This is a genomic window from Parageobacillus sp. KH3-4 (genome assembly GCF_022846435.1).
Taxonomy (GTDB): domain Bacteria; phylum Bacillota; class Bacilli; order Bacillales; family Anoxybacillaceae; genus Parageobacillus; species Parageobacillus thermoglucosidasius_A.
On record NZ_AP025627.1, the window covers coordinates 2,236,816 to 2,261,508 of the forward strand.

Below are 24,693 nucleotides of genomic sequence, written 5' to 3' on the forward strand. Positions count from 1 at the left end.
AAAATAAACGATAAATAAAATTCCATCCCAACCTGTTATATAATAAGAAAAGGGGATGGTGAGAAATGTGTGAAAAAAGGGAAAACAATGCGTGAACAGCTTTTGATCGTAGTGTTTCTTATATTGGCTACCGCTTTCTTTGGGGAAATGAAAGTAAATCCGTTTAATAGTTCGTTTCGCTTTTCATTAGGCAGCGCCGTATTTTTTTTCGGGCTCATTTCATTCGCAACGATTTCGCCAATTTTTATCGGTGTTTGCGCAGGATTATTCGTAGCCGGATTTCGTATTGTCCTTGACATGCTGACAGGGCAAACGACGTTGTCCGATAGTCTTCTCGTCCATATACCGGCTGCGTTTTATTACATTAGTTTCGCATTGATTGCCAGAATCATTAACTTCCGCCGTTTTATGGAGTTTCCGATTCGCGCCGGATTGCTTGGCGCCGCTCTTGATTTTACTTCCAATGCAGTCGAACTTTTCTTTCGCCATTTCTTTGGCGAGCCATTCGCGTTGACATACCAAATCATTGCGATGATGTTGTTGTTTGGCATTTTGCGGAGCTTCTGCGTCATTGGCCTATACAATATTTTTATGATAAGGCATCTGCGCACCCTAGGAGAAGCGCGGCAACAGGAACTTGAACGTCTTATGATGATTAATACGGGGCTATATGAGGAAACATTCTACTTGCAAAAATCAATAGCATACATCGAAGAAATCACTCGGAAAAGTTATGATTTGTACTCGCTTCTCGTGGAAGGAAAAAAGGTCGAGCCTCATTCCGCGCTCTATATCGCCGAGCATATCCATGAAGTAAAAAAGGATGTGCAGCGCATTTTTTCAGGCTTATCAAAATTAATCGGACAAGAACCGCTGCGGCGTCGCCTTCCGATCAACGAACTTTGCGGAATGGTCATACGCGCTAACAAAAAATACGCCGAACTATTAGGAAAAAAGATTCAGTTTACTCAAGCGTGCCATGTTGATTTATCGACCGACCACGTTTACGCCCTGCTCTCCGTATTAAACAACTTAGTCGCCAACGCCGTGGAAGCCATTCCGTCATCCGGCTCGATTCATCTGCAAGCAGAATTGGAGCAAAGCGATCTCGTTTTTGAAGTGACGGACTCTGGAATAGGCATTACGAAGGAAGATGCTGACTGGATTTTTCATCCTGGCTTTACGACAAAATACGATCAACACGGAAACCCGTCAACCGGAATCGGTCTCACCCATGCGCGGGACATTGTGCAAAGCCTTCATGGACATATACAGCTTGTCGGCAGCAAGCCCGGACAAACCACATTTCGTCTGGTCATTCCTACCTGTCAGTTGCTGCGAAAGGAGGAACGCCAATAATGCCTCTTCGTTTTTTTCTGATTGAAGACGACGCCGTCGTGCGAAAAATGCTTGAAAAAATTATTACGGAAAACCAGCTCGGGGAAGTCGTTGGACAAGCGGAAGACGGCTTGGACGTATCAGCAGACCAATTATATTCCGTTGACGTAGTGCTCATCGATTTATTAATGCCAGGACGCGATGGAATTCAAACGATGAAAAAATTAAAAGAGGAAGGGTTTACTGGACAGTTTGTCATGATTTCCCAAGTGGAAAATAAAGAAATGGTTGGACAGGCATACCTTCACGGCGTCGATACGTACATTCAAAAGCCGATTAACCGTCACGAAGTGGTAGCGGTATTGAAGCGGGTAGCGGAACATATCTCTATCTCTCACTCCCTTGATTCGATTCGGCAGCTATTGAAGACGTTAGATCAAGCGAATACTCCCCCTTCCCCTTTGCATCAAACCGAACAAACACCATTGGAACAACAAGCGCAGCATCTCCTTCTTCTGTTAGGTATTGCTGGGGAAGCGGGAGCATCAGATTTATTGCTTATCATGCGCTGGCTGGCGGAAAAAGAAAAACAAGGACAGACGATTCACGAACTGCCCCCTTTAAAAGAATTATACACAGAGCTTGTGCGGCAAACGCACGACCCTCTTCGTGATGAATCAGCAATACAAAAGGAAGTTCGCGCTATGGAACAACGCATTCGCCGCATCGTGTTGCAAGCTTTTACCCATTTATCTTCCCTCGGGCTCACGGACTATACAAATCCTACTTTTGAGCACTTCGCTCCCCGGCTTTTTGATTTTGCGGAAATCCGGAGGCGTATGAAAGAGCTCGAAGCGGGAGAAAAAACAACAAAATGCCGAATTAACGTGCGGAAATTTTTAACTGCTTTTTATATGGAAGTCAAAAAATAGCTGAGCCGTTGAAGGCAAGCTTTTGAGGCCGCAAACGTTCTGTCCGTTATACTGCCGCCCGCTTTCCCTTCTTTGAAACTTCAGTAACAAATCCTGCGGCAGATGGTTCCCCACTTATCTTGTCCCTATACATCCCCATCCTTTTCTAATAAAATAAAAAGAAGAGCAACATGCTCTTCTTACACTAAAAGGAAGAAATCGCGGAAGAACGATCAGACATTTCTTCCGCCTCTTCCATCCACCGCTTTCCTTTGAGAAACCGAGTAATCACCATGGAAGTAACATTATCGCCAGTAGCATTCACCATCGTCGCAGGCGGATCGACAATCACGCCAATCATCGATAAAATCGGAAGCGCTTCGATCGGAAAGCCGTAGAGAGTGACAATCACCATTTCCCCAATAAATCCGCCGCCGGGTACACCGCTCATGACCGTTCCAGACAAAATAGCAATCCCGATAGCAGTAAAAAACGTTCCGATTCCAGAAAAATCTTGCTCAAAAATCCCAAACAGAAACGCAATTTTCAAAATGGCGGATAAACATGAGCCATCCATATGTATCGTCGCGCCGATAGGAATCACCGTTTCGCGTATTTCTTTCGGGACACCGACTTTTTTCGCCGCCTCTAAGTTTACCGGAATGGTAGCGACGCTGCTTCCAGTTGCGAGCGCCGTGGCCGCAGGCGATAAAATATGCTGCCAAAAACGTTGTACCCCCGCTCTCCCGCCGGCAATAAACGCATAAACGGTAAACCCGATAAAGAAATACGCTATCGAAACTGGATAATAAAGCAATACAACACGAAGATATGAACCTAAAATTTCCGAACCAAACACTCCAATTAAGGAAGCGAAGTAAGCGCCCAACCCGATCGGAGCATACCACATCACAATCGAAATCAATTTCATAAATACTTCGGAAGCGCTATGGAGAAATAAGGCAAATGGTTTCCCTTTTTCACCCGCAAGAGAAGCGGCCATACCAACTAAAACGGCAAAAATAATAAGCGCCATCATCGATTTTTTTGATAATAATTCCATAAAATCGGGAACGGTCACCGTCTGCACGATTTGCTGCGCTAAAGAGATATCTTCCACATTCTCCGGCTGTTTCAGTTCAATAGACACTCCTTCTGCTGGCGGAAACCATTGAACCGCAACAAGCATCACCACCGAAGCCACAAATCCTGTAGCGATAAACACAATCAACGTAGTCCCCATAATTTGTCCGAATTGGCGAAGATGTTTCATATTGGCCACCGTCGAGGAAATCGAAAAAAATACAAGCGGAACCACAATCATAAACATCATATTTAAAAACACATCGCCAAACGGCTTAAGGATTTCCGCTTTTTTTCCCATCAAAAATCCAACAATGCTTCCAATAAGAATAGCAGCTAACAAAATGATAGGAAACCGATAATTCTTTAATTTTTCTTTCATCTTTGTCCCTTCCTTTGCTTTTTTAATATTTTAACTAAAATTAACCAAAAATAAAAGAATCCACCGTTTATTCGGTGGATACAGACTGCTGACAATGTCGACAATCTTATATTCTATTTGTTATATTCAAGAAATCCTTTTTCTAATCATTCATTTCTTTTAATAATTTTTCAATTTCCTGCTTTAGTACTGGAAATTTTATTGATTACTACATCCCTACGATGCGATAATTAATGGAAAAATAACCATGCATCATCATATCGCGAGAAGAAAAAGCCTTGCTCCTCTTTGCCATACGATAAAGATTCTCTTTCTTCTATCAGCCGTTTTTTACGTTTGTTTTAAAAAACTTCCGATTCATCTTCCACCTTCACTACGTTTAGAGGAATAGAGGCTTCGATGGAAAAATGTTAAAAACCACTGGCATCGGTAGTCATGCGCTTTTATATGACTTGTACAAGGCGAAACCGTTGTCCTCCTCCGACGTACGCAAGGAGAGGAAGATCGTCTTCGATAATTCGTCCAATCACATTGACTTTATCATCTGCCGGAAGATCCGTTAATGTGATTTGCAGTTCGCCAGCATATCTTCCATATCGAATATTATCCATTGTAACACTGCCCTTTGGTCTTTCGATCGTACATGCTGGCACCATCAAATGCTTTGGCCACAAGAAAGATAAACGGGATTCAAGGGAGCGAATGACATCCCTTGCCGCATCGCGCCGATTCGTATGAACCGTTTCGATCATGGAAAGCAGCTCGTGTTGTTGTATAAGCGGCCGATAGCGAAGCGGAATGACGCCATCACGAAACTCCTTCATTCGCGCAAGCGCCTCATCTGTCACGGAACCATCACCAACAAATACTTTATTCACGCCACAATCCCGCACTAATTCCGCGTACGCGCAAAGCGGATCGATGTTCCGATGCGCCTCCAGCGTCGGGAGACCTTGATGAAGCGGACCCCGCTTTTTTTTATTTCCCGGGATGAACGCGGCAATCGTTCGAATCCCTTTTCGGCGCAACATCTTGTTTTTTCGAATGACCGCTTCTTTCGATAGCCCCGTTTCCGGACGCGGATAAAAATTGTGCCACGCTTCGAGATGATTCCAATTGACGCCACAGTCAACAAGCTTGTCACATTCTTCCTCCGTCATCGTGCTCGCATTGAAAACAACCTTGATCTGCTGGGAAAGCTGCGCCGCTTCTTCAACGGAAAACCCGTCATCCAACCGGAGTCCGCTAACTCCCGAGCTAACAAGCAATTTGAGACTGTCGCCATCGGTCCCTATTTTGGCCAAAGAAGCCGGAGTAACGTCAGCGACGATCTCGATTTCGTACCGTTTCGCCAACCTTCCAATTTCCTGTAACCGCTTGCGATAAATGGCAAGATCATCTTCTGGAATGTGAAGCGATGTAAATAGTTCCCGACATCCGAAGCGATTTGCCTGTTTAAACCTTTTTTCAATCTGATCCATCTGTTCTGTGAAGTAAAAAGATAGATAAAACATAGATTCCTCCAGCATTAAATGTTTTCCGCCATTTCTTCTTTAAAGCCGAAGAAATACGTAAAAATGAAGCCAAACACATATGAGATGACCAACCCTAAGAAATAAAGAATATATTTATTGTCAGCGATTAACGGAATAAGCGATAATCCCGATACCCCTATTCCAAGCGCGGCCGTTTTCATCACCGCCTGAAACGCGCCGCCGACCGCTGCGCCGAGGCACGCAGTTAAAAATGGTCTTCCCAATGGCAGCGTGACCCCATACAACAATGGCTCGCCAATTCCTAAAAATCCAACTGGCAACGCCCCTTTAATAATGTTGCGAAGCCGCTTGTTTTTCGTTTTGACGAAAATCGCGATTGCCGCTCCTACTTGGCCTGCCCCTGCCATCGCCAAAATCGGAAGAATGGGAGTAGAACCGATTTTATTAATAAATTCCATATGAATTGGTGTCAAGCCGTGATGCAATCCAACCATCACGAGCGGTAAAAACGTTCCCGCCAATACGGCGCCGGCAACTGCACCGCCAATATCCAATACCGCTTTGATTCCGCTCGTAATCCCTAAAGACAGCCAGCCGGCAAGCGGTTGAACGGCAATAAGCGTAAACAAACATACGACTAACACGGTGACAAGCGGCGTTACAATAATATCCACCGCATTCGGAACAAATTTTCGGACGCGCTTTTCAATGACCGCCATCAGCCACGCTGCCAACATCACCGCAAACAATCCGCCCCGTCCTGGTGTAAGCGCTTCCCCGAATAGTTTCATATCGGCAAGCGCCGGGTTAAATACTAAAATTCCGGCGATTGCTCCTAACACAGGGGTACCGCCAAACTCTTTTGCCGTATTGTATCCGACTAAAATGCCAAGCGAAGCGAAAATGCCGCCGCCAATAACCAATAATAGCTGCAGCCATGTTTCCGTTGGATCAGCACCGGCGTTTTTGGCAAAGTTGGCGATTCCGTTAATGATTCCCGATGCAACAAGCCCAGGTATAAGCGGGATAAAAATGCTGCCGATTTTGCGCAACAACCGTTTAAACGGCGTTTGGTTACGCTTTTGAATCTCGGTTTTTTTCTGCGCTGCAATATCTTCTTCAATCACTTCCCCAAGCTCTAACCCCGTCAATTCGCAAAGCGCGGCCGCTACTTTGTTGACGACGCCAGGACCGACAACGATTTGCAGCGTTTCATCTTCAATGACCCCCATAACACCATCAATGTTTCTAAGTCCTGCGATATCGGCCTTTTGCTGATCGTATAGCGACACTCTCACTCTCGTCATGCAATGAGCGATGCGCGCAATATTTTCTTTTCCTCCAAGTCGTTCTAACATTTTAATAGCCATTTGTTGTTCCCGTTTCATTTCAACCTCTCCCTTTCCTTTTTATTGAAGCGCCTGGCGGACGAATCCATTCGCTTTTTGCAGGCGCTCTGTCGCTTCCTCATAGCTGCATTGCAACAAAATCATGACAATCGCCGTTTTCACATGTCCTTGTGCCGCTTCGTAATACTGCTCTGCCGTTTTGGCATCCACATCGGCAGCCTGCATAATGATTCGTTTGGCTCGTTCTTTTAATTTAACATTTGTTGCCTGCACGTCGACCATTAAATTTTTATATACTTTTCCGATTCCAATCATGGAAGCGGTGGAAATCATATTTAATACCATCTTTTGCGCCGTACCTGCTTTTAGACGGGTGGACCCTGTTAAAACTTCCGGGCCTGTTTCCACTTCCACGCTGATATCAGCATACTTGCTTATTTCCGCTCCTTTATTGCAGGCAATGCTTCCTGTAGTGGCGCCGATGTGTTTGGCGTATCGAAGCCCGCTGATCACATACGGCGTTCGTCCGCTCGCCGCGATGCCAATAACGATATCTTTCTCCGTTAATCCAATCGACTGTAAATCTCTTACCGCAAGTTCTTCATTATCTTCCGCTCCTTCTACCGCGTTTGTGAACGCTTCCAAACCTCCCGCGATCAGCCCTTGTACCATCTCTTTTTCCGTCCCGAATGTCGGCGGGCATTCCACCGCATCTAAAATTCCAAGACGACCGCTCGTGCCAGCTCCCATATAAATGAGCCGGCCACCCTGCCGGAATGATGCAATCACTTTTTGCACAAGCTTTTCGATTTGTGCTAATTCTTTTGAAACGGCAATCGCCACTGTTTTATCTTCTTCATTCATCACTTGTAAAATTTCTTTCGTCGTCATTTCATCTAAATTCCGCGTTTTGTTATTTCGTTGTTCGGTTGTTAAGCGTTCTAGCAATCTCGTCACCTTCTCCATCTTTTTGAAATTTTATTTCTTAATTTAATTATATAATTATGAAACAAAATATCAATCTGTTCTTCCATTTTCAAAAAAATTTTTATATACAAATACAAAAAAAGAGAAACGCGGGCATTGATTGCCCGCTTCCATAAACGTGATTTATCTCCGCAACCGCACCACTTCTTCTCTTGTTTCATGGAATTTATCCAAAACAAGGCTTCCCATTCGGTGGAACGTAATTAAATAAAGCGCGTCAATGATATTCAGTTGCGTCATTCGTGATGCCATGCTTCCGATGCGATGGTCTTGCTCGACATCCGGAAGGCATAGCTTGATATCCGCTTCTTTATACAATGGTGACGACGTATCGAGTTTGGTAATGGCAATCACCGTGGCATCTTGTTTTTTTGCGAATCTCGCAATTTCCAGCACATCTTTTGTTCTTCCCGATGTGGAAATCGCGACAAACACATCCCCTTCCTCTAAATTTGCGACAAGCGGAAGCATCGTATGAAAATCGGGGGACATCACCGACACATAACCTAGCTTCGTAAATTTGTAACACGCATCCATCGCGGAAGCAGCCGAGCCACCGACTCCATAAAATAAAATTTTGCTCGCCTTCACCATTGCTTCCGCCGCTTTTTCCAACTCACGCTTATCAATCGTTGTGGTCGTCGCTTCGACCGCCGCTTTGTTGACATAGGTCACTTTATTGAATAAGTCATACGGAGTATCTTGCTTGTCGATAATCGAAAAATCGTTAATGTTCATATCCGCTATCGTCAATTCGCGAACAAGCGCCAGTTTTAAAGCAGTAAAGCTGCCGATGCCAATCGCTTTGCAAAACCGCACGACACTTGCTTCACTAGCTCCCGCGTTTCTCGACAGTTCCTTCGTCGTCATGTTTGGCACAAGTTCCGCATGTTCCATAATATACGTTGCAATCTTTTTTTCCGCCCGCGAAAATCGTTCCATTTGATTTTCAATTTTTGCTAAAATGCTCAACTGCTTCATCATGATTATTCTTCCTCTCTATCCTGCATCACACTTAATCTAATGTTACCATGCATCCGCTATCAAAAGAAAGCGGCACATGTTGTTCGGCAATACTAAGAAACACCGCTAAAATGAAGATGGAGAAAGGTTGCAATATGCGCGTTTCCACTGCTTCATGATTCCTTTTCGGAACTAGCTCATTCTTAACTCAAAATATTTTTTATCTTAAACAAAAAATATTTGAATTCAAGATATTTTTCGGTTATGATTATATCAAAACAAAAGGAGGAAGAAGAAATAATGGCAAACTTTCAATTGGACAAAATTCATAGTTCCATATCTTTTCAGGTAAAGCATATGATGGTTGCTAAAGCAAGAGGGGAGTTCAGCGAATTTGATATTAAAGTGGAAGGTGACATCCATCAGCTCGAATCAGCAAAAGTGAAAGCAACTATTCAAGCAGCCTCGATTGATACAAAAAACGAAGACAGAGACAACCACCTTCGCTCAGCGGACTTTTTCGATGCGGAAAATTATCCAACGATTACGTTTATCAGCGATTCTGTCAAAAAAGTTTCCGATCATGAGTATGAAGTAACAGGTCGATTAACGATCAAAGACGTGACCAAAACAGAAACGTTCAAAGTCGAATTTAACGGACAGTCGAAAAATCCGATGACTGGAAACATCATCGCCGGTTTTGATGTCGAAGGAAAAATTAACCGCGAAGATTATGGCTTGACATGGAATGCGGCTCTTGAAACAGGCGGGTTCCTAGTTGGAAAAGAAGTAAAAATATTCGGAAGTTTTGAATTTATTATTATCTAACCTCTTTCATGCCAAACGCCCTTAGCCTTTTCAGTCAAGCTAAGGGCGCTAATTGTTTGCCAACTTGGCGTAGGTTCTTCCTTAATTATGATTATGCAATACTCGTCATATTCAATGTTTTGACAAACAGAATGAACACTTCGGCATTCGCCCGTCAGCCGCTACATAGCATTCCCGCAAAAACGTTTTTTATGGCAAAAGACAGCGTTTATTTCTAACAAAACAATTCTTAAGCCCACCACATTTCCGCTAATGTTTCTTTGAAAAGAATTTGTTTTAATAAATTTACCGCTTTGCTTAATCCTTCATCAATAGACGCAAGCATGTCTTCATGTTCGATGGAAAGAACATAATCATACCCTACTGCACGCAAGGCGCTAACAATATCCTTCCAAACCTTCTCATCATGGCCATAGCCTACGGATCGGAATGTCCATGCACGATCTAAAATGTTACTGTAATGTTTTGTATCCAATACGCCATTCACCCGAATATTCGTTTTATCCAAATATGTATCTTTTGCATGAAAATGGAAGATGGCCTTTTCACGTCCTAGCTTTTTAATAGCTTCCACCGGGTCAATGCCCTGCCATACTAAATGACTTGGGTCGAAGTTAGCACCAATGCTAGGTCCTACATGTTCCCTTAACTTTAATAACGTCTCCGGATTATATACGACAAAACCAGGGTGCATTTCAAATGCGATTTGTTTTACTCCATGTAATGCCGCAAATTTTTCCTCTTCTTTCCAATAAGGAATCACTACTTCATTCCATTGCCAATCCAATAGCTCTAAATATTCTGGAGGCCAAGAACATGTCACCCAATTAGGATATTTTGCGTTCGGGCGATCTCCGGGGCATCCGGAAAATCCGTTAACAATAGGCACTTCTAAACGTTCAGCCAACAACACCGTTTTTCTCCACACTTCATGGGATTGAGCAGCAAACTTTTTATTCGGATGAAGCGGATTCCCGTGACAACTCAATGCACTAATTGTTAAGCCCCTGCTTTCGATAGAGGGATCGCCACTTTGGTATAAGAAGTCCATTGATTATTCCAATTACTAAACCCGTTCCTAATCCAGCAGCGATTCCCCCAAATAAACCAAAACCATTCTTGAGCGCTAATGCAGCTGTTAGCGAAGCTAATGCGGTAATGGAACCTACATTAAGCAGTGAGATAGAACAAGAGTTTATAATAACTAATCAACTTTATATGATTTATAAGACAAACATAGAAATACAAAAGCATCTCTAGCTGCCACAGCAATCGCCACCTTCGAATTGCCAACCAAAGAACACGAACAATGTTCTTTTTCCTACATCCTTATGTTCATTTCTATTTATTTCCTCCAGTGGTATAGTGTCTTCGCCCTGCAATCTTTGTTGTCTCAATAAATATTCTATAAATGTAATTATTTTCCTAATTTCTTCCTGCGAAAAGTGAAGGGAGTTGGTCTAACCCCCTCCACTTTCTCTCCTCTTGTTTCTTTTCCTTAAACGTTTGCTTCTTTCACTTTGCCTTCATGAGGAATCCCCTCAATCGGGCACTCCGCAGTGCCAACTGTTGTTCTCGTAATCTTTTCCACATTTTCTCTTGCCTTTTCCGCATCCATCACCCATGTACGGTAGAAATCGAATGGACATTCGGCAACCCCTTTGTCACCTTCGCCAGATTGAATTTTTCCAGTATATCCGCGATGCAAAAGTTTGAAAAGATGGTTTTGCGATTGAGCGTTTTTGCGGAAGTCGCGAATCTGGGAAATCGAAATCTCCGCGTATTGGATTCCGTTTTCCTCTTCGCCGCACTCACCGAGAGTCCGACCATCAAAACCGATGATCGCTGAATGGCCGAAATAAGAATATACTCCGTCAAAACCTGTAGCGTTTGCGATAGCGACATATACATTGTTTGCCCAAGCCATCGTTTTTGCCATCATGATTTGCTGTTCTTTCGCCGGATACATATATCCCTGGCATCTGACAATCAATTCCGCGCCTTTCATCGCGCAATCACGCCAAATCTCCGGATAGTTTCCATCATCGCAAATAATCAAGCTGATTTTAATCCCCTTAGGCCCTTCCGTCACATATGTCGTATCTCCGGGATACCATCCCTCGATCGGGCACCACGGAATGATCTTCCGGTATTTTTGTACAATTTCTCCTTTATTGTTGATTAGAACGAGCGTATTATAAGGGTTTTTATGCGGATGCTCTTCGTGTTGTTCCCCCGTTAATGAGAAAACTCCCCAAGTATTTGCTTTTCTGCACGCTTCAGCAAAGATTTCCGTCTCTTCACCAGGAATGGTTGTCGCTGTTTCAAACATTTCTTTCCTGTCGTACATAATACCCATCGTGCTGTATTCAGGGAAAATGACAAGATCCATTCCCGGCAGTCCCTGCTTCATGCCGATAATCATGTTCGCAATGTTTTTCGCATTTTCAATTACTTCTTTTCTCGTATGCAAGCGCGGCATTTTATAGTTAACGACTGCTACCCCCACCGTATCGTTGCTGCTGGAAATATCCCCGTGTCTCATATTAATTTTCCTCCTTCTTTTTTAGTTTTTTTGATTGGAATGTTGTAATGAATGATGAATCTGCTTCCCCTCTCCTTCGAGCGCACCACCTCCCTTAAACGGTAGCAAGCGATAATGGACATGCTTGAAATGCATAAAAACAACAAATATCACTGTTTCCTTACATTCCGCCGATAATCGAAATGCCTAATGTTACGCTATAAAAGCCTGTCAGGACACCTAGGATCAAATAAAGCTTTTTCTTAAATTTCGCTTTTATAAATCCCCATGAGGCAAAATACGTCATAAAAATTGTCGCCATCAAAACGCCAATAACAAAAAGCAATAGCTGTGCTACAGCAAAAAACAAATTTTGCAAACCAACACTGCTAGAGATCACTATTACTTGTGTCGGAGTTTCCGCACCAATTCCATGAATGACGCCAATCACAAAGGCGCCGAAGATGCCAAATTTGGAAAGTTTGTCCTCCGTCAGCGTTTTTCGCCGAAAAAGCTTATAAATCGTGGCAGATAAAATCTTCCAGCGGCCTTGATACTCGTAGTCGTTTCTTTGCTGAACGACTGAATAAAGGATAAACATCCCCAATAGCAAAAGACTTAGTCCAACAAAAAGTTCCATCACTCGCAAAAAGCCAACTGGCAAATGCGTGCCGGCGAAAATCGCCAACATCCCAATTACGAACACGATCGCTCCGTGCCCAATCGCGTACATGATCCCGAGTTTCAACTGTTGGTTTCTCTGTTTTTCCGCACCGACCATATCGGCAATTGCAGCAATATGATCAGAATCCATCCCGTGTCTTAAGCCGATCAACATGGTATAAAAGGAAAATGATATCCATTCCAAACGAATCGTGCTCCTTTCCAACAAATAAAGTTATTCAAAACGATAATGTAAATGATTCACGTTGCTTAATCCTTTCGATAATTGAAAAAATCCATTTTCTTTAACCTACTTTATGTAGTTATCTTATTAACTTCTTCGTGACGGACAGTTATCGCGGATCTATTACTCTACTTGCTTTGATATCCGCTTTTACTAACAGTAGAACAACACAAGTCTCGTCCCCATATTACTTTCAAAACAAAAACTGCCCTATCCGCAACCTGAACAACATGATGTATTTGCGCCATTTATCGTTGTTCACCGTATTGAAAAATTGTTAAACATGTGTTATCATTTTTTATAAGGCACAAAATGACATCGCCAAACTAGAAACATTGCACATAAAACAGTAAGGATAAACCCGCAAAAACTGTTAGTCGCTCATGCATAAGAAACGATTGTACTTCGTCATAACATTATGAAGATTTGCATTCTAATAAAGATGAAGGCCTATAGAAAGCAGAGTTGATCATAGAAGTGGAACCCACTGTTTTCTATATTAAGACGTGTACACATACGTTGTATTCGTAATCTTTTTTCATATCGACATATTAGAAGGTTACATTTTTTCAACATCACTATCATTGCAAATCTTTTTGCATAGCTAACTTTGTTGCTTTCAACGTTCCGGTCTCTACACCTCGACTGCGTATGAACTTCCCGTTGACGCAGCGATGGCTGATTCTTTCTTCCAGTGGTGTTCCTCCAATCAAATGTTGCCTGATAATCACCGGGGCATCTGCAGGGGTGACGTCCTTATACCAAATTCCTTCCGGATACACGATAATGACGCACGCGTCTTTGCATCTCCCGTTGCACCGGGTCCGACTCGTATGAATCACATCATCCATCCCGGTGGCAGCAATTTCACTCCGGATCGCCTTCGTCACCTCTTCGCCGCCCTTGCGCATGCAACTGCTACCGTTGCATATGAAGACGTGATGCTTCATTCGCGATAAGTCCCAAGTCGCCATTTTCTTTTCCTCCACACACTAAGTTTTTTTGATGTAGGTGCCCTTGTTCATATTTACTATGCGACAGCCTCCACTATAAATTCGGTAAACAGCCTCCCCACTCCTTTTTGAAAGGAGCGAGGAGTTTAATATAGGAAGATCTAGCAACTTTTTCTTATACCTTCTTTCAATTCTTTAGTGCGTTCATCTATTTGTTCTTTTGTTAATATACCATCCTTGATTAACAACTTTTCCAAAGCGGCCAGCCAACTTTCGTAGTAGGTTGGTCGTTCATTCTCAGGAAGGCTGTCCGCAACTGCAATTTCAGCTATTAATCCTTGTCGAAAGTCCTCCCAATCAAAGAATTTTTTGTCATACAAATTGATTGTCATAGCAAAAATCCGGGCTTCCCACGGGGAATTAAAAACCGGCTCATTTTCTGTTCTCCTAGGTTCAGGTAGAATCTCATCCGGTTTTATTTGAAGATTTGATTGAACCATTTTTGTCCCCCCTTATTTTTTAACAGGCGACTTTATCTTGGCCACACCGATCATAGAGTCACGCGTTACAAGTTTAGCCAGTTCCTCTTCCGACCACCCTTCAGTACCTGCAGGTCTTTCTGGAAGAACTAAATATCGAATTTCAGCACTGCTGTCCCAAACCCTAATTTCAACATCATCATCCAGTTCAAGCCCAAACTCTTTAAGTACAGTTCTTGGCTCTGAAACAATTCGAGCCCTGTATGAAGCACTTTTATACCATGAAGGAGGCAAGCCTAGGACAGGCCACGGATAGCAGGAACATAGCGTACAAACTACTACATTATGAACTTTAGGCGTATTTTCGACAACAACCATGTGCTCCCCCTGCAACCCTAAAAAGCCAAGCTCTGCAATAGCCGAAGTCCCATCCCGAAGCAATCTTTCTTTGTAATCAGGATCAACCCAAGCTTTTGCAACAACTTTTGCCCCATTCATAGGCCCAATATCATTTTCATAGGCTTCAATAATCGCATCAAGGGCATCAGTGGAGACCAATCCAGATTCGATCAACAGCGATTCCAAAGCCTTTGTCCGAGTTTGAGCAGGCTTTTCAGGCAGAACGTTGTGATGAACTTTTTGTACACTCATGATTTTTCCTCCTTTACGCGTGAGTTAGATAGCTATCCCATAAGTCGAGATTTAGACTATCTTTTTCGTGAGCCTCGCCTCCCCACAGTTCTCTTGCTTCAAAGCGCACATTGTAAAGCGGTTGCGGAGCCTCGCCATCACCATGAGCGTTAGAGTCTGGGAAAACATGATTCCCATGAAGAAGTTCTACAACTCCTACTTTCCCCATGACATATTGAGGACATCTAGTATGCTTGTTTGTATAAAAGTGTTTTACCCTCACTCTATCTCCAGGACGAAACCGCGGAGATACAGTGCTTTCTCTCCGTTCGGATGATATTTTCGTGCCATAGATCACTTCGGATAACAAAGACTCTTTTAACTCAGGCTTTTCGCTGACAGGTACACTCATGCCATATTCTATTTCCCTAATTCTCTTTCTATACTGTTCACTGTTAATGATATTTTTCTCGGCCAATACGGTTTCTAGTGAAGCAAGCCAATGTTCATAATAGCTTGAAGTAAGGTAATAAACATATCCCATCCGTTCTATACCATGCCTAAATTCATCCCAGTTGATTACTCCTTGTCCAAGTAAAGCAAAATGCATCGCCAGTACTTTTGCTTCCCATTCTTCATGAAAAAGAGGTTCTTGATCATGTTTAATGATTGGGCCAAAATCACGTTTTCCACCTAAATCATGAGGACCGTTCATACCATTCACCTCCACAGACTAGGTATTAATTTAATGTGTACATAAAAGCCAACACTATTTTAACTTCATTGCTCCCCTCCCTTGTCACCACCTCCTTTCATTTTTTAAAAATAATATAAATATTTATAATATTTAAAAAATAGAAATGACACCTTAAACATAATTTACATCTTTATGTGTTATATTTTATTACATATTTATGCAAAATAAATGTAACATAAATTTGATTTATGTAACTTTTTCTGTCCTAAATACATATTAATTTGATCATAATCATGTTGTCAATAGAAAATTTCGATTTTTTTCAATATTCTTTGTAATAAAACTTAACATTTAAATTTTTTCTTGATTTCTGACGGATAACTATCGCCGATCTATCTCTAAACCATATTTTTTTACAAATTACAGACGGTTAGAACAACAGATTATACAAATTTAACTAAGAACTATTTCAGCAAATCCTCTTTTACTCCTACCAAGCTCTAACTATGGCTTTAATTCGAACTGCTTTTCTGGAGAATGGAAAACAAAAACGAACCGTTCCGAGAAACTCTTCTCTCTTCTCATCTAATTAAACGGGAATCGGCCGCCTTCTCTCAAAGCGATCGTGAAAGGTTGCACCAAATAATGACATTCAAGGGGCTGCTCCCGAACTTTTGGGATTGAGCCCCTCTTTCATTTTATTGGCAAAAGACAATTACACGCACATCCTTCGGAAAAAGCGACAGTTTGGCAACTCCATTCTCTCTGGTGAGGGGGAGAAATCGACAAGTGATAGAAATTATACTAAGCTTAAATACATTATTTTAAATTGCCCGGAACAGATTTAGAAAGTCTGCCTGAGTTAGACGCTGTGACTGGAGAAACAGCAGGACGCAAAATCCGCATATCATTCACCTCCTCCCATTATTGTGAAATGTGCTCTCGCCAATCATTAAAACGCTTTGCCCCAATCAGCGCGTCACTGTTGCTTTATTTTAGATTGTTGGGCATGAATTAGGCGCAACACTTGCTTAATTTTTCGTTTTTCATAAGGGCAAGGGCGCTTTCCTTTACGTATGCGATACATTGGACAATGGTTCCCTTGACATGCAGGACGAAAAAAACAAGCTTGGCAATGTTCGTCTTGTTCTTCTCCTGACGTGACCCATAAAGCTAATTTATCAAAATCAACTTCCATCGTTCCATCGTCATGAAGCCGTCCAACATGGTTATATTCCTCGTGAAGGAAACAAGTACATTTATACACTTGACCATTGGCGCCAATGACAAACGAATGTGGCTTAGCTGCATAACAAACTGCCCCAGTAGGCATTAACATCGATTCAATGATCGAACTCATATTTAACCCACGATGAATGCCCATTTCTGTAAACTCCCATATTTTTGTCTCTGCTGTACGATGGTCGCATATCGGTAAATCTTCATCGTTCGCGCCGCCCCATTTTCCAACAGGGCGACAAAAAATTTGAAAGCGCGAGTCTCCCGCGAAATAACCGGCCAACTCTTCTAAAAAACGCGGAATGTGTGAAAGGTTGCCTTCATCAAAATTAATGCGAATGTAAATTTCAAAAGAATCATCTAATGTCTGTATATCGAGCAAATGGTTTATGATCGTCTCATACGTAGGTCCTCGGTTCGCAAGAGCCCGGCGTGCATCGTGCACGTCTTTGCTTCCGTCAAGTGTCACCATAAAGCGATTCACTTTATATTTCAATAAATTTTGGAATGTTTGTTTCGATAAAAAATAGCCGTTCGTGGACATTTCCGCTTGATAGGTTACGCCATGTCGATCGGTCCATTCTACGATCGCTTCGCTTAATTCTTCGATAATGTCATACGCTAATAACGGTTCTCCGCCAAACCAACTGACAGTAAGATGCTCCAGTCTAGGGATTTTATTTTTTAAAAAATGTTTTAGCCCATTAACAACATTGCGGCGCATTTTTCCACGCGAAAAATCTTGATAACAGTATGTACAGCGAAAATTACATGCTTCTGTCGGAAGCACAATAAGGTGCATCACATCCGTTCGATGTAAAGTTTGGTGCAAAAATTGGGCACGTTTTTCCTCGTTTGCTTGCTCCGGAACAAGAAACCCGCATTCGACAAGCGTTTTTTCGATAGGCAATAATTCTCGGTCGATGCCGCTCCGCTTTAATGCTTGCAGCACAACTTTTTTCTCTTCCGCTGTCACAACAACGATCGCGCCTGTGTAACTATTGTAAAGAATGAGTTCTCCGCTTTCTGTTTGTGAAATCGCATTAAATCGAGATGGAAACCATTTCATATTGCTCATTGTTCTACACCCTTTTTGTAAAATTCATATAAAGAAATAAACCTTTTGTCTGTTACATATATCACAATAGTAAATTTGACCATTATGGCCGTATGCAACGCCGCTAAATTTTAGTGTAAGAAAATAAACGGGTATAGACTCATTATGTTTTTGAATGTTATATGAATATTTTTCTAAAAAAATTTGACAGCAAACAAATGAAATGGAGAGCAACAATATACTCCATTTCGTTACAGAGAGAATCTGGCCACCTTCGCACCGAAGAGACCATGAAGGTTCGCCCCAAACAATAAGGGGCTGCCCCCGAACGTTTGGGATGCAGCCCCTTCATTCACCAGCAAAAGAAGCATTACATATACATCTTTCCAAGAAATCATATTTTACGGAACCAGTTTCAAATCCACCCAGTACGGATGTGCCTCAAGACGCCGCTCCATGTCACAGAACGCTTCGAGATAGGCAGCGCAGTTTACTGCAAGCGCCGCCTCCTTCTCCCTAGCCTTGAAAGCCATTATCCCATTAAAACCGATCTTTTTCAGCTGCTTAAACAGCGCGGAATCATCGACGGGTTCGCCCTCGTCCAATGACTCAATCGTCGCAACGTTTCCAAAACCACACCGATTCCGACGGCTCTCGGAGATGTTCACCTGCTTCCAATACGGCGCCACCGCTTCTAACGTACCGGAAAGATTTGTCCCATCGGCAGCGCACCAGTAGAAGCCGCAAAACGCGATCCCTTAAAGATTTGTGAAAATAAAACCTATTTTCGTTGTTCACCGATCCCACTTGCTTCCCATTCTTTCAGCGTGTTTGGACGGATTGCGCGCGCCTTGATATTTTTCCACACTTCAGCCTCTCATGCTGTATGTTCTCGATCTGTTTTAAAAGAAGGGTGATCGTCATTCTTTTTTTCACTTTCATTTGCAACTTGCCTTATTGCTTTTAATTTGGCGGACAGTTCCATAAACCAGTTTTTATCCTTGGTTTGTAAAGCAATATCAATTAACGCCTTAATTTGTTCCTCGTCCTCAAAGGTCGATATAGGGAGTTTTTTCACCCAATGCTTTAGCGTTTCAACGGTCTTTCCAACAATTTCTTTATTATCAGAATCCATCACTTTTATTTTGACGGTTTCTTGTAGTGCATTTGCTGTTTCAATATAGCCGTATATCAATTCCCCGTTTTTCGTTTTTCCTTTTACCCAATCCCCTACTTCTACTCTATCCATCGAATTCACCACCACTTAAAGTGTTTATTAAAAAATTACAACAAAGTGCGCAACAATAAATAGCTCTTCTTCTGTAAAAAAAATTATTACATTTTATTTAAAGAAAATCAAACAATATCTATCATTTGTTTTAAACTAAGTCATTGAGCAGCTTTTTATCTCCACGTGTCCGCAAGCATTTTCTTCCATTATCCCTCCCTGATTTTTTGCGCCATTACCTAACGTTTTTTAATTGAATGTTAAAGCCGAGCTGGCGAGAAGCGAACCAATGCCGCTTCTGTCCCGGCTTAGCAGGCCCGATCTTTCCGATTGCCTTTTTATCGTTTAAAACAGTCACCTTTCGATGAAGTTCCAGAATTGCTGGAAAAAGAAACGGCAAACTGTTGTTTTATTTTCCAGAGATCCAAGTTTGCTGGACCAAGAATAGGATTTTCCCAAATAATTAAGGCTTGGCCACCTTTTCAGCGATTTCTGCAAACATTGAAAAAATAAAGGAATCCGGCCAAAGATGCGTATTCTAAAGCGGGATCCCTTTATTTTTCGTCCAATTCATTATAGAACGCCAAACTGTTCATCGCGTAAATCAGTAATAAACATATGGCCGGGGGCATGGGTGATCATTAATTCCGGCTTTACTTGCATCGCCACTGCCTGTGGCGTCACGCCACACGCCCAAAACACCGGAACTTCCCCCTCTTTTATCGGAACAGGGTCACCAAAATCCGGTTTTTGAAGATCTTGAATGCCAATGGATTCCGGATTCCCAATATGGACAGGAGCCCCATGAACAGCTGGGAAGCGGCTCGTTACTTGAACGGCCCGCACGACATCCTTTTCCAGAATCGGACGCATGCTGACAACCATAGGCCCTTCGAAGCGCCCAGCCTTGACACAAGGAATGTTCGTTCTATACATCGGTACATTGGTACCGCATTCAATATGGCGAACCGGAATTCCGTTATCCAGCAAAGCTTTCTCGAAAGTAAAACTGCATCCAATCAAGAAGGCGACCATATCATCTTCCCAATAAGAAATAATGTTATCGACTTCCTCCACTAATTCTCCATTTCGATAAATTCGGTATTTCGGAAGATCTGTCCGCAAATCGGCATCAGGTGCAACGAGCCGTGGAACCGGAGACCCTGGTTCTGTCACATCGATCACCGGACATGGCTTAGGATTGCGCTGACAAAATAATAAAAATTCAAAAGCCAATTCTTTTTTTAAAATGACTAAATTCGCCTGAGTAAAGCCGTTAGCAAGACCGGATGTAGGCTTTCTCCATTCATTTCTGCGAATATATTCCCGGACTTTAGATGGATGCGCAGTCGATAATTCTTTCATTCTTTCTTCCCCCTTCATGCAGGAAACATTATCAGCAGGCTAAACAATTATAATACTATTTAAAATTGAAATTATTTTCTTAATTTTGTATAGACTTTGAAAAATTGGCCAGTCTCCCGAATTCATCCTCTACTTTTGCCGAAAAATAAGAAGTTTTTACCTGAATGCCGAGTTGCATTTTCGCGCAAATATACCAACAAAATTCCTTTCTCACCGGCAGAGTCCCCTTCCATGTCAGTTCCCTCATTCATCTATTGACCGCTTTTCATGCATTAACCACCGCGAATTGCTTCTGAAGCCGACCTAAGTTTTTTGGCGCAAGCGCAACAATAAACAGAAACTGACGCCGATTTTCATTTTAGCGTCCGCTTCTTCAGCCTTCTCTATCATTATTGTATTGCACATATCGTTTCTATGTAAGCTTATTAATCTGAAAGTTTGCTATGTACGCCAGCTATTTTTTCAAGACAAGCTTTCGATACATGCCGCGCATCATTATATCGGAATCTTCAATTACACAGCATTCATGTTTGATTGCCTTATAAACCTTTTCAAATGAAACGCCTATGTCCGTCCCCAACAGCTTGATGACAGGGCGAATAATTTTTTTCGCAACTGAAAGTTTTTTGTGTTTAGGCGCAAATTTGTCGAATATAATGATTGTTCCTCCTTTTTTTACTACCCTTGCCATCTCTAATATTGCTTTTTCCGGATTTGGCACAACACTGACAATTAAACTCGCGACAATCATATCAAACGAACAATCTGGAAAAGATAAAGATTGGGCATCCATCTGCATAAATTCAATATTGGGATATTTTCTTTTGGCTTTTTTCAGCATTTCGATAGAGTAATCCACCGCGACGACCTTTATCTTATCTAACGGAAAAAACGCTAAATCAGCCCCAGTGCCCACACCGACAAAAAGCACCCTGCTCCCCTCTGCCACATTCACTTGCGCAAATACCCTTTTTCTTGCTGAATAAAACAAGCCTCGATTGAAAAAGAAATCATAAACAGGCGCCCAACATTTATAAATAAAAGCATTCCATCTGTTATTCAACCCCATCACCATTACCTCTCTAAACTAAGAAAATTCCCGCATTTTTCTCTTCAGCTCTGAATCATCTTCAATTGCCGTAGCATGTCAATCCCCTTTGATACCATATTATTTCACATGTGAAACCCCTCCTATTCTATGATGAAACACTGCCTCGGTAAATAAAGAACAGAGCAGCCAGCATAAACACCAGGCCCAGCAAACGGTTGACGTTCATCGGAATTTTTTGCGCGCCGAACAAGCCAAAATGGTCAATGATAATGCTAATGACGATTTGACCAATGATTGCCGCAAAAATGGTTAAAGCCACCCCTACGTTCGGCACAGAAAGAATGACAAAAGTCACAAAAAAAGCCCCTAGCAAGCCGCCAAGCAAATTCCACTTAGGCACTTGAAACACATAGGTGATTTGTCCCTTTCCAAAAAATAAGACCAAAAATGTTAAAAAAAGCGTTCCGATAAAAAAGGAAGTAAATGCTCCTTCAACGCTGCCGATTTTTTTACCGAGGCTTCCGTTGATAGGCGCCTGAATTCCTGCCATCATTCCGCCCAACAAGGCTAAAAGGATGTACAAAAATTTCATTTTACCGCCTCCTAATGAAGTGATTCATTACAATCCTATCATATTCTCATTGCAAAAATTATAAAAAAAGAGGATGAAATTAAAATTTTTGCCACACATCTGCTAAACATCATAAAGGCCGTTTAGAAAAGCGATCGCACCCTAATATTATAAAAAATTTCTCCCCTCCCGTTCAGTGAACTTGAATTACGAGAAAATAGAATCGCTTTTGTCGTTTTCTTTTTACGCAATTTCCTAGAGGTAATCTGAAAAAAATTGCCTACAAAAGGTGCTGGCGCTACAGGACTGAAAAAATAGGTGAAACAATGGTCATTTGTCCGAATATTCTTCTTATATTTATCATTTACTACAATAGATGCGAAAGCATAAATTATCGGAAAGGAAGCGATGTATAATGGCTTGCTTATGTAATGACGGCTTATTTCCACGATTGTTTTTACACAATCTACAACCGATTTACCCGTTCCTATCGTAGCGGCAACCGTTACCGCCACTCCTGTGCTTACTCTTGAACCAATCACTACGCTTAGCGGGGATGAAGGAAGTAAAATTAGATTCAATGGTTGAACTATCACTCGCAGTGGCCGTACTTGGCGTTGGCACTAGAGTAACAGGTATTACTTATCGTCTAGAACGCTCTACAAATGGCGGAGCATTTACACCACTTGCATCACTTGATATTGAATCTTTAATCCCTATTTTAGGTGTTGCTTCCACCACATCTTTATTCCCGAATCTTGCTTGGGTAGACAGACCAGGTGTTGGAACACACGTTTACCGTATCGTTATTGAAACAGATGGAGGAATTTTGACTGGCGTAACTACGATTACGTCGGAAACTCGTGCATTAAATGCCCTTGTCATTCGAGAAGCATAAACAAACAATGGCTGACTCAAGCAGGGCAGAATAGATATTGAGTCAGCCTAATTATAGAAAATATTTACACTGGCTTGATTTTATTCATACATGAATAACGATATTGTTCAAGGCCCAGGTCCCGTTTTGCAGCTGTTTACAATAAAAAACCCTTCCATTCTATAAGACATAAGACGTTTGCGCTTCACTAATAGCAAATTTCAGTTAGAAATTGTAAAAAGCCAATTTCTGCCCAGGCTTAATTTGTGAAACGCGGACAGGCTTTAGCCAAAATTCTCCTCTCTCCTCTACGATTTTATTCGCATTTTCATCAATATATTGCCACGGCTTCATCACCAATGGATTCAGGCTCTCTTGGTTACTAAAATCTACAAACATCTACAAAACATAATCAAACCAAAAACAACGCTACGAAAGACAGCCAGTGGCTCGCTGTTCAGCTGCAGCGTCTGTCGGGCAGGCTCCGTCCCCCACAATCCTTGCAAGCCAACGATTTTAGTAACCAGCTTTGTGCCTCCTTGTAAAAAATAAATACTCCTTCTCTTTATATGTATTGGAAAAAAGAGGAGTAAATCCCCTCTTTTCGAAATGGAATTTTTACATAACCGGAAAGACGGATGGACATTGCGGCGGAAATACATTCACTGGGCCTTCTTCTTCGCAAATAATTTCTGGACGAGGTTGGCAAAATCTCGCTGCAACTTCTAAAATGACTTCATATGTGACGACAATACTTTGGCAAATTCTTACTAAAACTGTCGCAGTAATGGTATCTCCAGTTTGTGTAAATGCCCCTACTCGGCAAATGTTGAAGGCGTTTTGTGTAGAATTGCAACATACTGTTGTACCTTCTGGTGCGCAAAGAATCACTTCTTCACTTGTTGTAATCAGCACTGGATTACTTAATACAGTCACTTGTGCGCCAGCTGCATTGGTTCCAATTACCTCCAAGTTGAACTTGAAAAAGAAAAAGAGATGATGGAGGAAAAAATACGGTCGTTGGAAAGGGAACTCTCTTCTCAACGGTCTATTATGAATGAGTATCTTTCGTTTCAATCAGAATTACAATCATTCACATCTTGGATAGAAAGGATCAAGACGATGGAAAAAGATTATGTTTTTTTAAAAGAAAACAGCGATAAGGTTTTCAAAGAGTCTGAAGAACTAAAAAAAGTTTTATTTACACAAAAACAGGAAACAGAAAATTTAAAAGAAGAAGTCCGCACGTTAACAAAAAAATTCCGCGCCATCGAAGAAATCGTATCAGAATTGGACAACGAGAAACAAAAGGATTTGGCAATTTTACAAAAACGCGTCTTACATCAACAGGTTGAAATAGAAGCTATTCTAGAAAAAAGCATTCTGTTTGCGAAAGAAATAGAGAAAATATCGAAGCAACTTTCCGATTTAACGGAAAAAACGGATCAAAAAAGAGAGGATTCATCGCCAAACCCAGAAATAAACGAAATAAAAGAAATGTTGTCGCAATTAGTACAACAATTAACAGCGCAGCATGAAACTGCCCACATAGAAGAAAGCCAAATAGAAACTCCGCAAACCAATCCAGTGATAAAGAAAAATACGGAAAACGGAACATCGCCTCCAAACAGTTTTCTCCAATTACATGAATTCATTGATGAAACTCAGCAATCGATTGTCGTATCCCCAGTTAAAAAGAAAGGGTAAACTCATCCACAAACGTTCAACGTATATCCTCAAAAATTCAGCCAGATCAAAAATGTACGAATTGAAACTAA

General features: G+C 41.8%; 21 protein-coding genes and 3 pseudogenes. 5 read left to right on the forward strand and 19 right to left on the reverse strand.

Translation table 11 applies throughout. From position 1 onward, the window contains the following. Positions 1-87 precede the first annotated feature (87 nt). Positions 88-1,359, forward strand: coding sequence for an ATP-binding protein (locus MWM02_RS11355; protein WP_244402048.1), 1,272 nt, complete (start codon positions 88-90; stop codon positions 1,357-1,359). Beyond that, the gene (locus MWM02_RS11360; RefSeq protein ID WP_064552979.1) at positions 1,359-2,270 is read left to right on the forward strand and encodes a response regulator; all 912 of its coding nucleotides are present in this window, start codon (positions 1,359-1,361) and stop codon (positions 2,268-2,270) included. The genes MWM02_RS11355 and MWM02_RS11360 overlap by 1 nt, the downstream gene beginning before the upstream one ends. Before the next feature lie 184 nt (positions 2,271-2,454). Here MWM02_RS11360 and MWM02_RS11365 read toward each other — a convergent pair whose 3' ends face one another. The 5 genes from MWM02_RS11365 to MWM02_RS11385 form a co-directional block, all read right to left on the reverse strand. Continuing rightward, entirely contained in the window at positions 2,455-3,714 is a 1,260-nt protein-coding gene (locus MWM02_RS11365; protein ID WP_064552977.1) for a dicarboxylate/amino acid:cation symporter, read from the reverse strand. A 443-nt stretch (positions 3,715-4,157) separates the two neighbouring features. Beyond that, positions 4,158-5,228 carry a DUF871 domain-containing protein gene (locus MWM02_RS11370; RefSeq protein WP_244402049.1) on the reverse strand — a complete coding sequence of 357 codons (1,071 nt, stop codon included), beginning with the start codon at positions 5,226-5,228 and terminating at the stop codon, positions 4,158-4,160. A 14-nt stretch (positions 5,229-5,242) separates the two neighbouring features. Continuing rightward, entirely contained in the window at positions 5,243-6,598 is a 1,356-nt protein-coding gene (locus MWM02_RS11375) for a PTS transporter subunit EIIC (RefSeq protein WP_064552972.1), read from the reverse strand. A 21-nt stretch (positions 6,599-6,619) separates the two neighbouring features. Further along, a complete protein-coding gene (gene murQ, locus MWM02_RS11380) occupies positions 6,620-7,507 on the reverse strand; it encodes an N-acetylmuramic acid 6-phosphate etherase (RefSeq protein ID WP_244402050.1) in 888 nt (295 codons plus the stop codon). A 162-nt stretch (positions 7,508-7,669) separates the two neighbouring features. Continuing rightward, positions 7,670-8,527, reverse strand: a complete 858-nt coding sequence (locus MWM02_RS11385; RefSeq protein WP_064553213.1) for a MurR/RpiR family transcriptional regulator — start codon at positions 8,525-8,527, stop codon at positions 7,670-7,672. A 282-nt stretch (positions 8,528-8,809) separates the two neighbouring features. Here MWM02_RS11385 and MWM02_RS11390 point away from each other — a divergent pair, with 282 nt between their 5' ends. Next, positions 8,810-9,337 (forward strand): YceI family protein, encoded by a 528-nt coding sequence (locus MWM02_RS11390; RefSeq protein ID WP_244402051.1) that lies wholly within the window; start codon positions 8,810-8,812, stop codon positions 9,335-9,337. Positions 9,338-9,566: 229 nt separating this feature from the next. Here the strand turns inward: MWM02_RS11390 and MWM02_RS11395 are convergent. The 13 genes and pseudogenes from MWM02_RS11395 to MWM02_RS11455 form a co-directional block, all read right to left on the reverse strand. Then, positions 9,567-10,358: pseudogene (locus MWM02_RS11395) on the reverse strand (sugar phosphate isomerase/epimerase family protein); the annotation flags it as partial. Between the two features lie 477 nt (positions 10,359-10,835). After that, positions 10,836-11,882: an aliphatic amidase gene (locus MWM02_RS11400; RefSeq protein WP_244402052.1), complete on the reverse strand. Its 1,047-nt coding sequence runs from the start codon at positions 11,880-11,882 to the stop codon at positions 10,836-10,838. Positions 11,883-12,042: 160 nt separating this feature from the next. Next, complete coding sequence (locus MWM02_RS11405; RefSeq protein WP_244402053.1) at positions 12,043-12,729, reverse strand: High-affinity nickel-transporter; 687 nt, start codon at positions 12,727-12,729, stop codon at positions 12,043-12,045. Between the two features lie 620 nt (positions 12,730-13,349). Continuing rightward, positions 13,350-13,742 carry a (2Fe-2S) ferredoxin domain-containing protein gene (locus MWM02_RS11410; RefSeq protein WP_244402054.1) on the reverse strand — a complete coding sequence of 131 codons (393 nt, stop codon included), beginning with the start codon at positions 13,740-13,742 and terminating at the stop codon, positions 13,350-13,352. 140 nt (positions 13,743-13,882) lie between these two features. Then, complete coding sequence (locus MWM02_RS11415) at positions 13,883-14,221, reverse strand: nitrile hydratase accessory protein (RefSeq protein ID WP_064552960.1); 339 nt, start codon at positions 14,219-14,221, stop codon at positions 13,883-13,885. Positions 14,222-14,233: 12 nt separating this feature from the next. After that, the gene (gene nthA / locus MWM02_RS11420; protein ID WP_064552958.1) at positions 14,234-14,851 is read right to left on the reverse strand and encodes a nitrile hydratase subunit alpha; all 618 of its coding nucleotides are present in this window, start codon (positions 14,849-14,851) and stop codon (positions 14,234-14,236) included. 13 nt (positions 14,852-14,864) lie between these two features. Continuing rightward, entirely contained in the window at positions 14,865-15,545 is a 681-nt protein-coding gene (gene nthB, locus MWM02_RS11425; protein WP_244402055.1) for a nitrile hydratase subunit beta, read from the reverse strand. Positions 15,546-16,506: 961 nt separating this feature from the next. Continuing rightward, positions 16,507-17,844, reverse strand: a complete 1,338-nt coding sequence (locus MWM02_RS11430) for a radical SAM/SPASM domain-containing protein (protein ID WP_244402056.1) — start codon at positions 17,842-17,844, stop codon at positions 16,507-16,509. Positions 17,845-18,224: 380 nt separating this feature from the next. Continuing rightward, entirely contained in the window at positions 18,225-18,512 is a 288-nt protein-coding gene (locus MWM02_RS11435; protein WP_244402057.1) for a hypothetical protein, read from the reverse strand. 188 nt (positions 18,513-18,700) lie between these two features. Next, entirely contained in the window at positions 18,701-19,072 is a 372-nt protein-coding gene (locus MWM02_RS11440) for an IDEAL domain-containing protein (RefSeq protein ID WP_064552952.1), read from the reverse strand. A gap of 552 nt (positions 19,073-19,624) precedes the next feature. Then, positions 19,625-20,416 (reverse strand): putative hydro-lyase, encoded by a 792-nt coding sequence (locus MWM02_RS11445; protein ID WP_244402058.1) that lies wholly within the window; start codon positions 20,414-20,416, stop codon positions 19,625-19,627. Between the two features lie 454 nt (positions 20,417-20,870). Next, complete coding sequence (locus MWM02_RS11450; protein ID WP_064553208.1) at positions 20,871-21,479, reverse strand: class I SAM-dependent methyltransferase; 609 nt, start codon at positions 21,477-21,479, stop codon at positions 20,871-20,873. A 133-nt stretch (positions 21,480-21,612) separates the two neighbouring features. Continuing rightward, positions 21,613-22,059 (reverse strand): DMT family transporter, encoded by a 447-nt coding sequence (locus MWM02_RS11455; protein ID WP_064552948.1) that lies wholly within the window; start codon positions 22,057-22,059, stop codon positions 21,613-21,615. Between the two features lie 394 nt (positions 22,060-22,453). Between MWM02_RS11455 and MWM02_RS11460 the strand changes: the two are divergent. Next, positions 22,454-22,936, forward strand: a pseudogene (locus tag MWM02_RS11460) (hypothetical protein). 597 nt (positions 22,937-23,533) lie between these two features. Here the strand turns inward: MWM02_RS11460 and MWM02_RS11465 are convergent. After that, positions 23,534-23,887 (reverse strand): annotated as a pseudogene (locus tag MWM02_RS11465) (BMQ_0737 family morphogenetic spore coat protein); the annotation flags it as partial. A gap of 150 nt (positions 23,888-24,037) precedes the next feature. Here MWM02_RS11465 and MWM02_RS11470 point away from each other — a divergent pair. After that, positions 24,038-24,622 carry an Atg14 domain-containing protein gene (locus tag MWM02_RS11470; protein ID WP_244402059.1) on the forward strand — a complete coding sequence of 195 codons (585 nt, stop codon included), beginning with the start codon at positions 24,038-24,040 and terminating at the stop codon, positions 24,620-24,622. Positions 24,623-24,693: the final 71 nt, after the last annotated feature.

Excerpts from the sequence above, each read along its gene's own strand:
- MWM02_RS11355 (WP_244402048.1), top strand. The coding sequence starts at position 88 with ATGCGTGAACAGCTTTTGATCGTAGTGTTTCTTATATTGGCTACCGCT.
- MWM02_RS11360 (WP_064552979.1), top strand. The coding sequence starts at position 1,359 with ATGCCTCTTCGTTTTTTTCTGATTGAAGACGACGCCGTCGTGCGAAAA.
- MWM02_RS11365 (WP_064552977.1), bottom strand. The coding sequence starts at position 3,714 with ATGAAAGAAAAATTAAAGAATTATCGGTTTCCTATCATTTTGTTAGCT.
- MWM02_RS11370 (WP_244402049.1), bottom strand. The coding sequence starts at position 5,228 with ATGTTTTATCTATCTTTTTACTTCACAGAACAGATGGATCAGATTGAA.
- MWM02_RS11375 (WP_064552972.1), bottom strand. The coding sequence starts at position 6,598 with ATGAAACGGGAACAACAAATGGCTATTAAAATGTTAGAACGACTTGGA.
- MWM02_RS11385 (WP_064553213.1), bottom strand. The coding sequence starts at position 8,527 with ATGAAGCAGTTGAGCATTTTAGCAAAAATTGAAAATCAAATGGAACGA.
- MWM02_RS11390 (WP_244402051.1), top strand. The coding sequence starts at position 8,810 with ATGGCAAACTTTCAATTGGACAAAATTCATAGTTCCATATCTTTTCAG.
- MWM02_RS11400 (WP_244402052.1), bottom strand. The coding sequence starts at position 11,882 with ATGAGACACGGGGATATTTCCAGCAGCAACGATACGGTGGGGGTAGCA.
- MWM02_RS11410 (WP_244402054.1), bottom strand. The coding sequence starts at position 13,742 with ATGGCGACTTGGGACTTATCGCGAATGAAGCATCACGTCTTCATATGC.
- MWM02_RS11415 (WP_064552960.1), bottom strand. The coding sequence starts at position 14,221 with ATGGTTCAATCAAATCTTCAAATAAAACCGGATGAGATTCTACCTGAA.
- nthA (WP_064552958.1), bottom strand. The coding sequence starts at position 14,851 with ATGAGTGTACAAAAAGTTCATCACAACGTTCTGCCTGAAAAGCCTGCT.
- nthB (WP_244402055.1), bottom strand. The coding sequence starts at position 15,545 with ATGAACGGTCCTCATGATTTAGGTGGAAAACGTGATTTTGGCCCAATC.
- MWM02_RS11430 (WP_244402056.1), bottom strand. The coding sequence starts at position 17,844 with ATGAGCAATATGAAATGGTTTCCATCTCGATTTAATGCGATTTCACAA.
- MWM02_RS11440 (WP_064552952.1), bottom strand. The coding sequence starts at position 19,072 with ATGGATAGAGTAGAAGTAGGGGATTGGGTAAAAGGAAAAACGAAAAAC.
- MWM02_RS11445 (WP_244402058.1), bottom strand. The coding sequence starts at position 20,416 with ATGAAAGAATTATCGACTGCGCATCCATCTAAAGTCCGGGAATATATT.
- MWM02_RS11455 (WP_064552948.1), bottom strand. The coding sequence starts at position 22,059 with ATGAAATTTTTGTACATCCTTTTAGCCTTGTTGGGCGGAATGATGGCA.
- MWM02_RS11470 (WP_244402059.1), top strand. The coding sequence starts at position 24,038 with ATGGAAAAAGATTATGTTTTTTTAAAAGAAAACAGCGATAAGGTTTTC.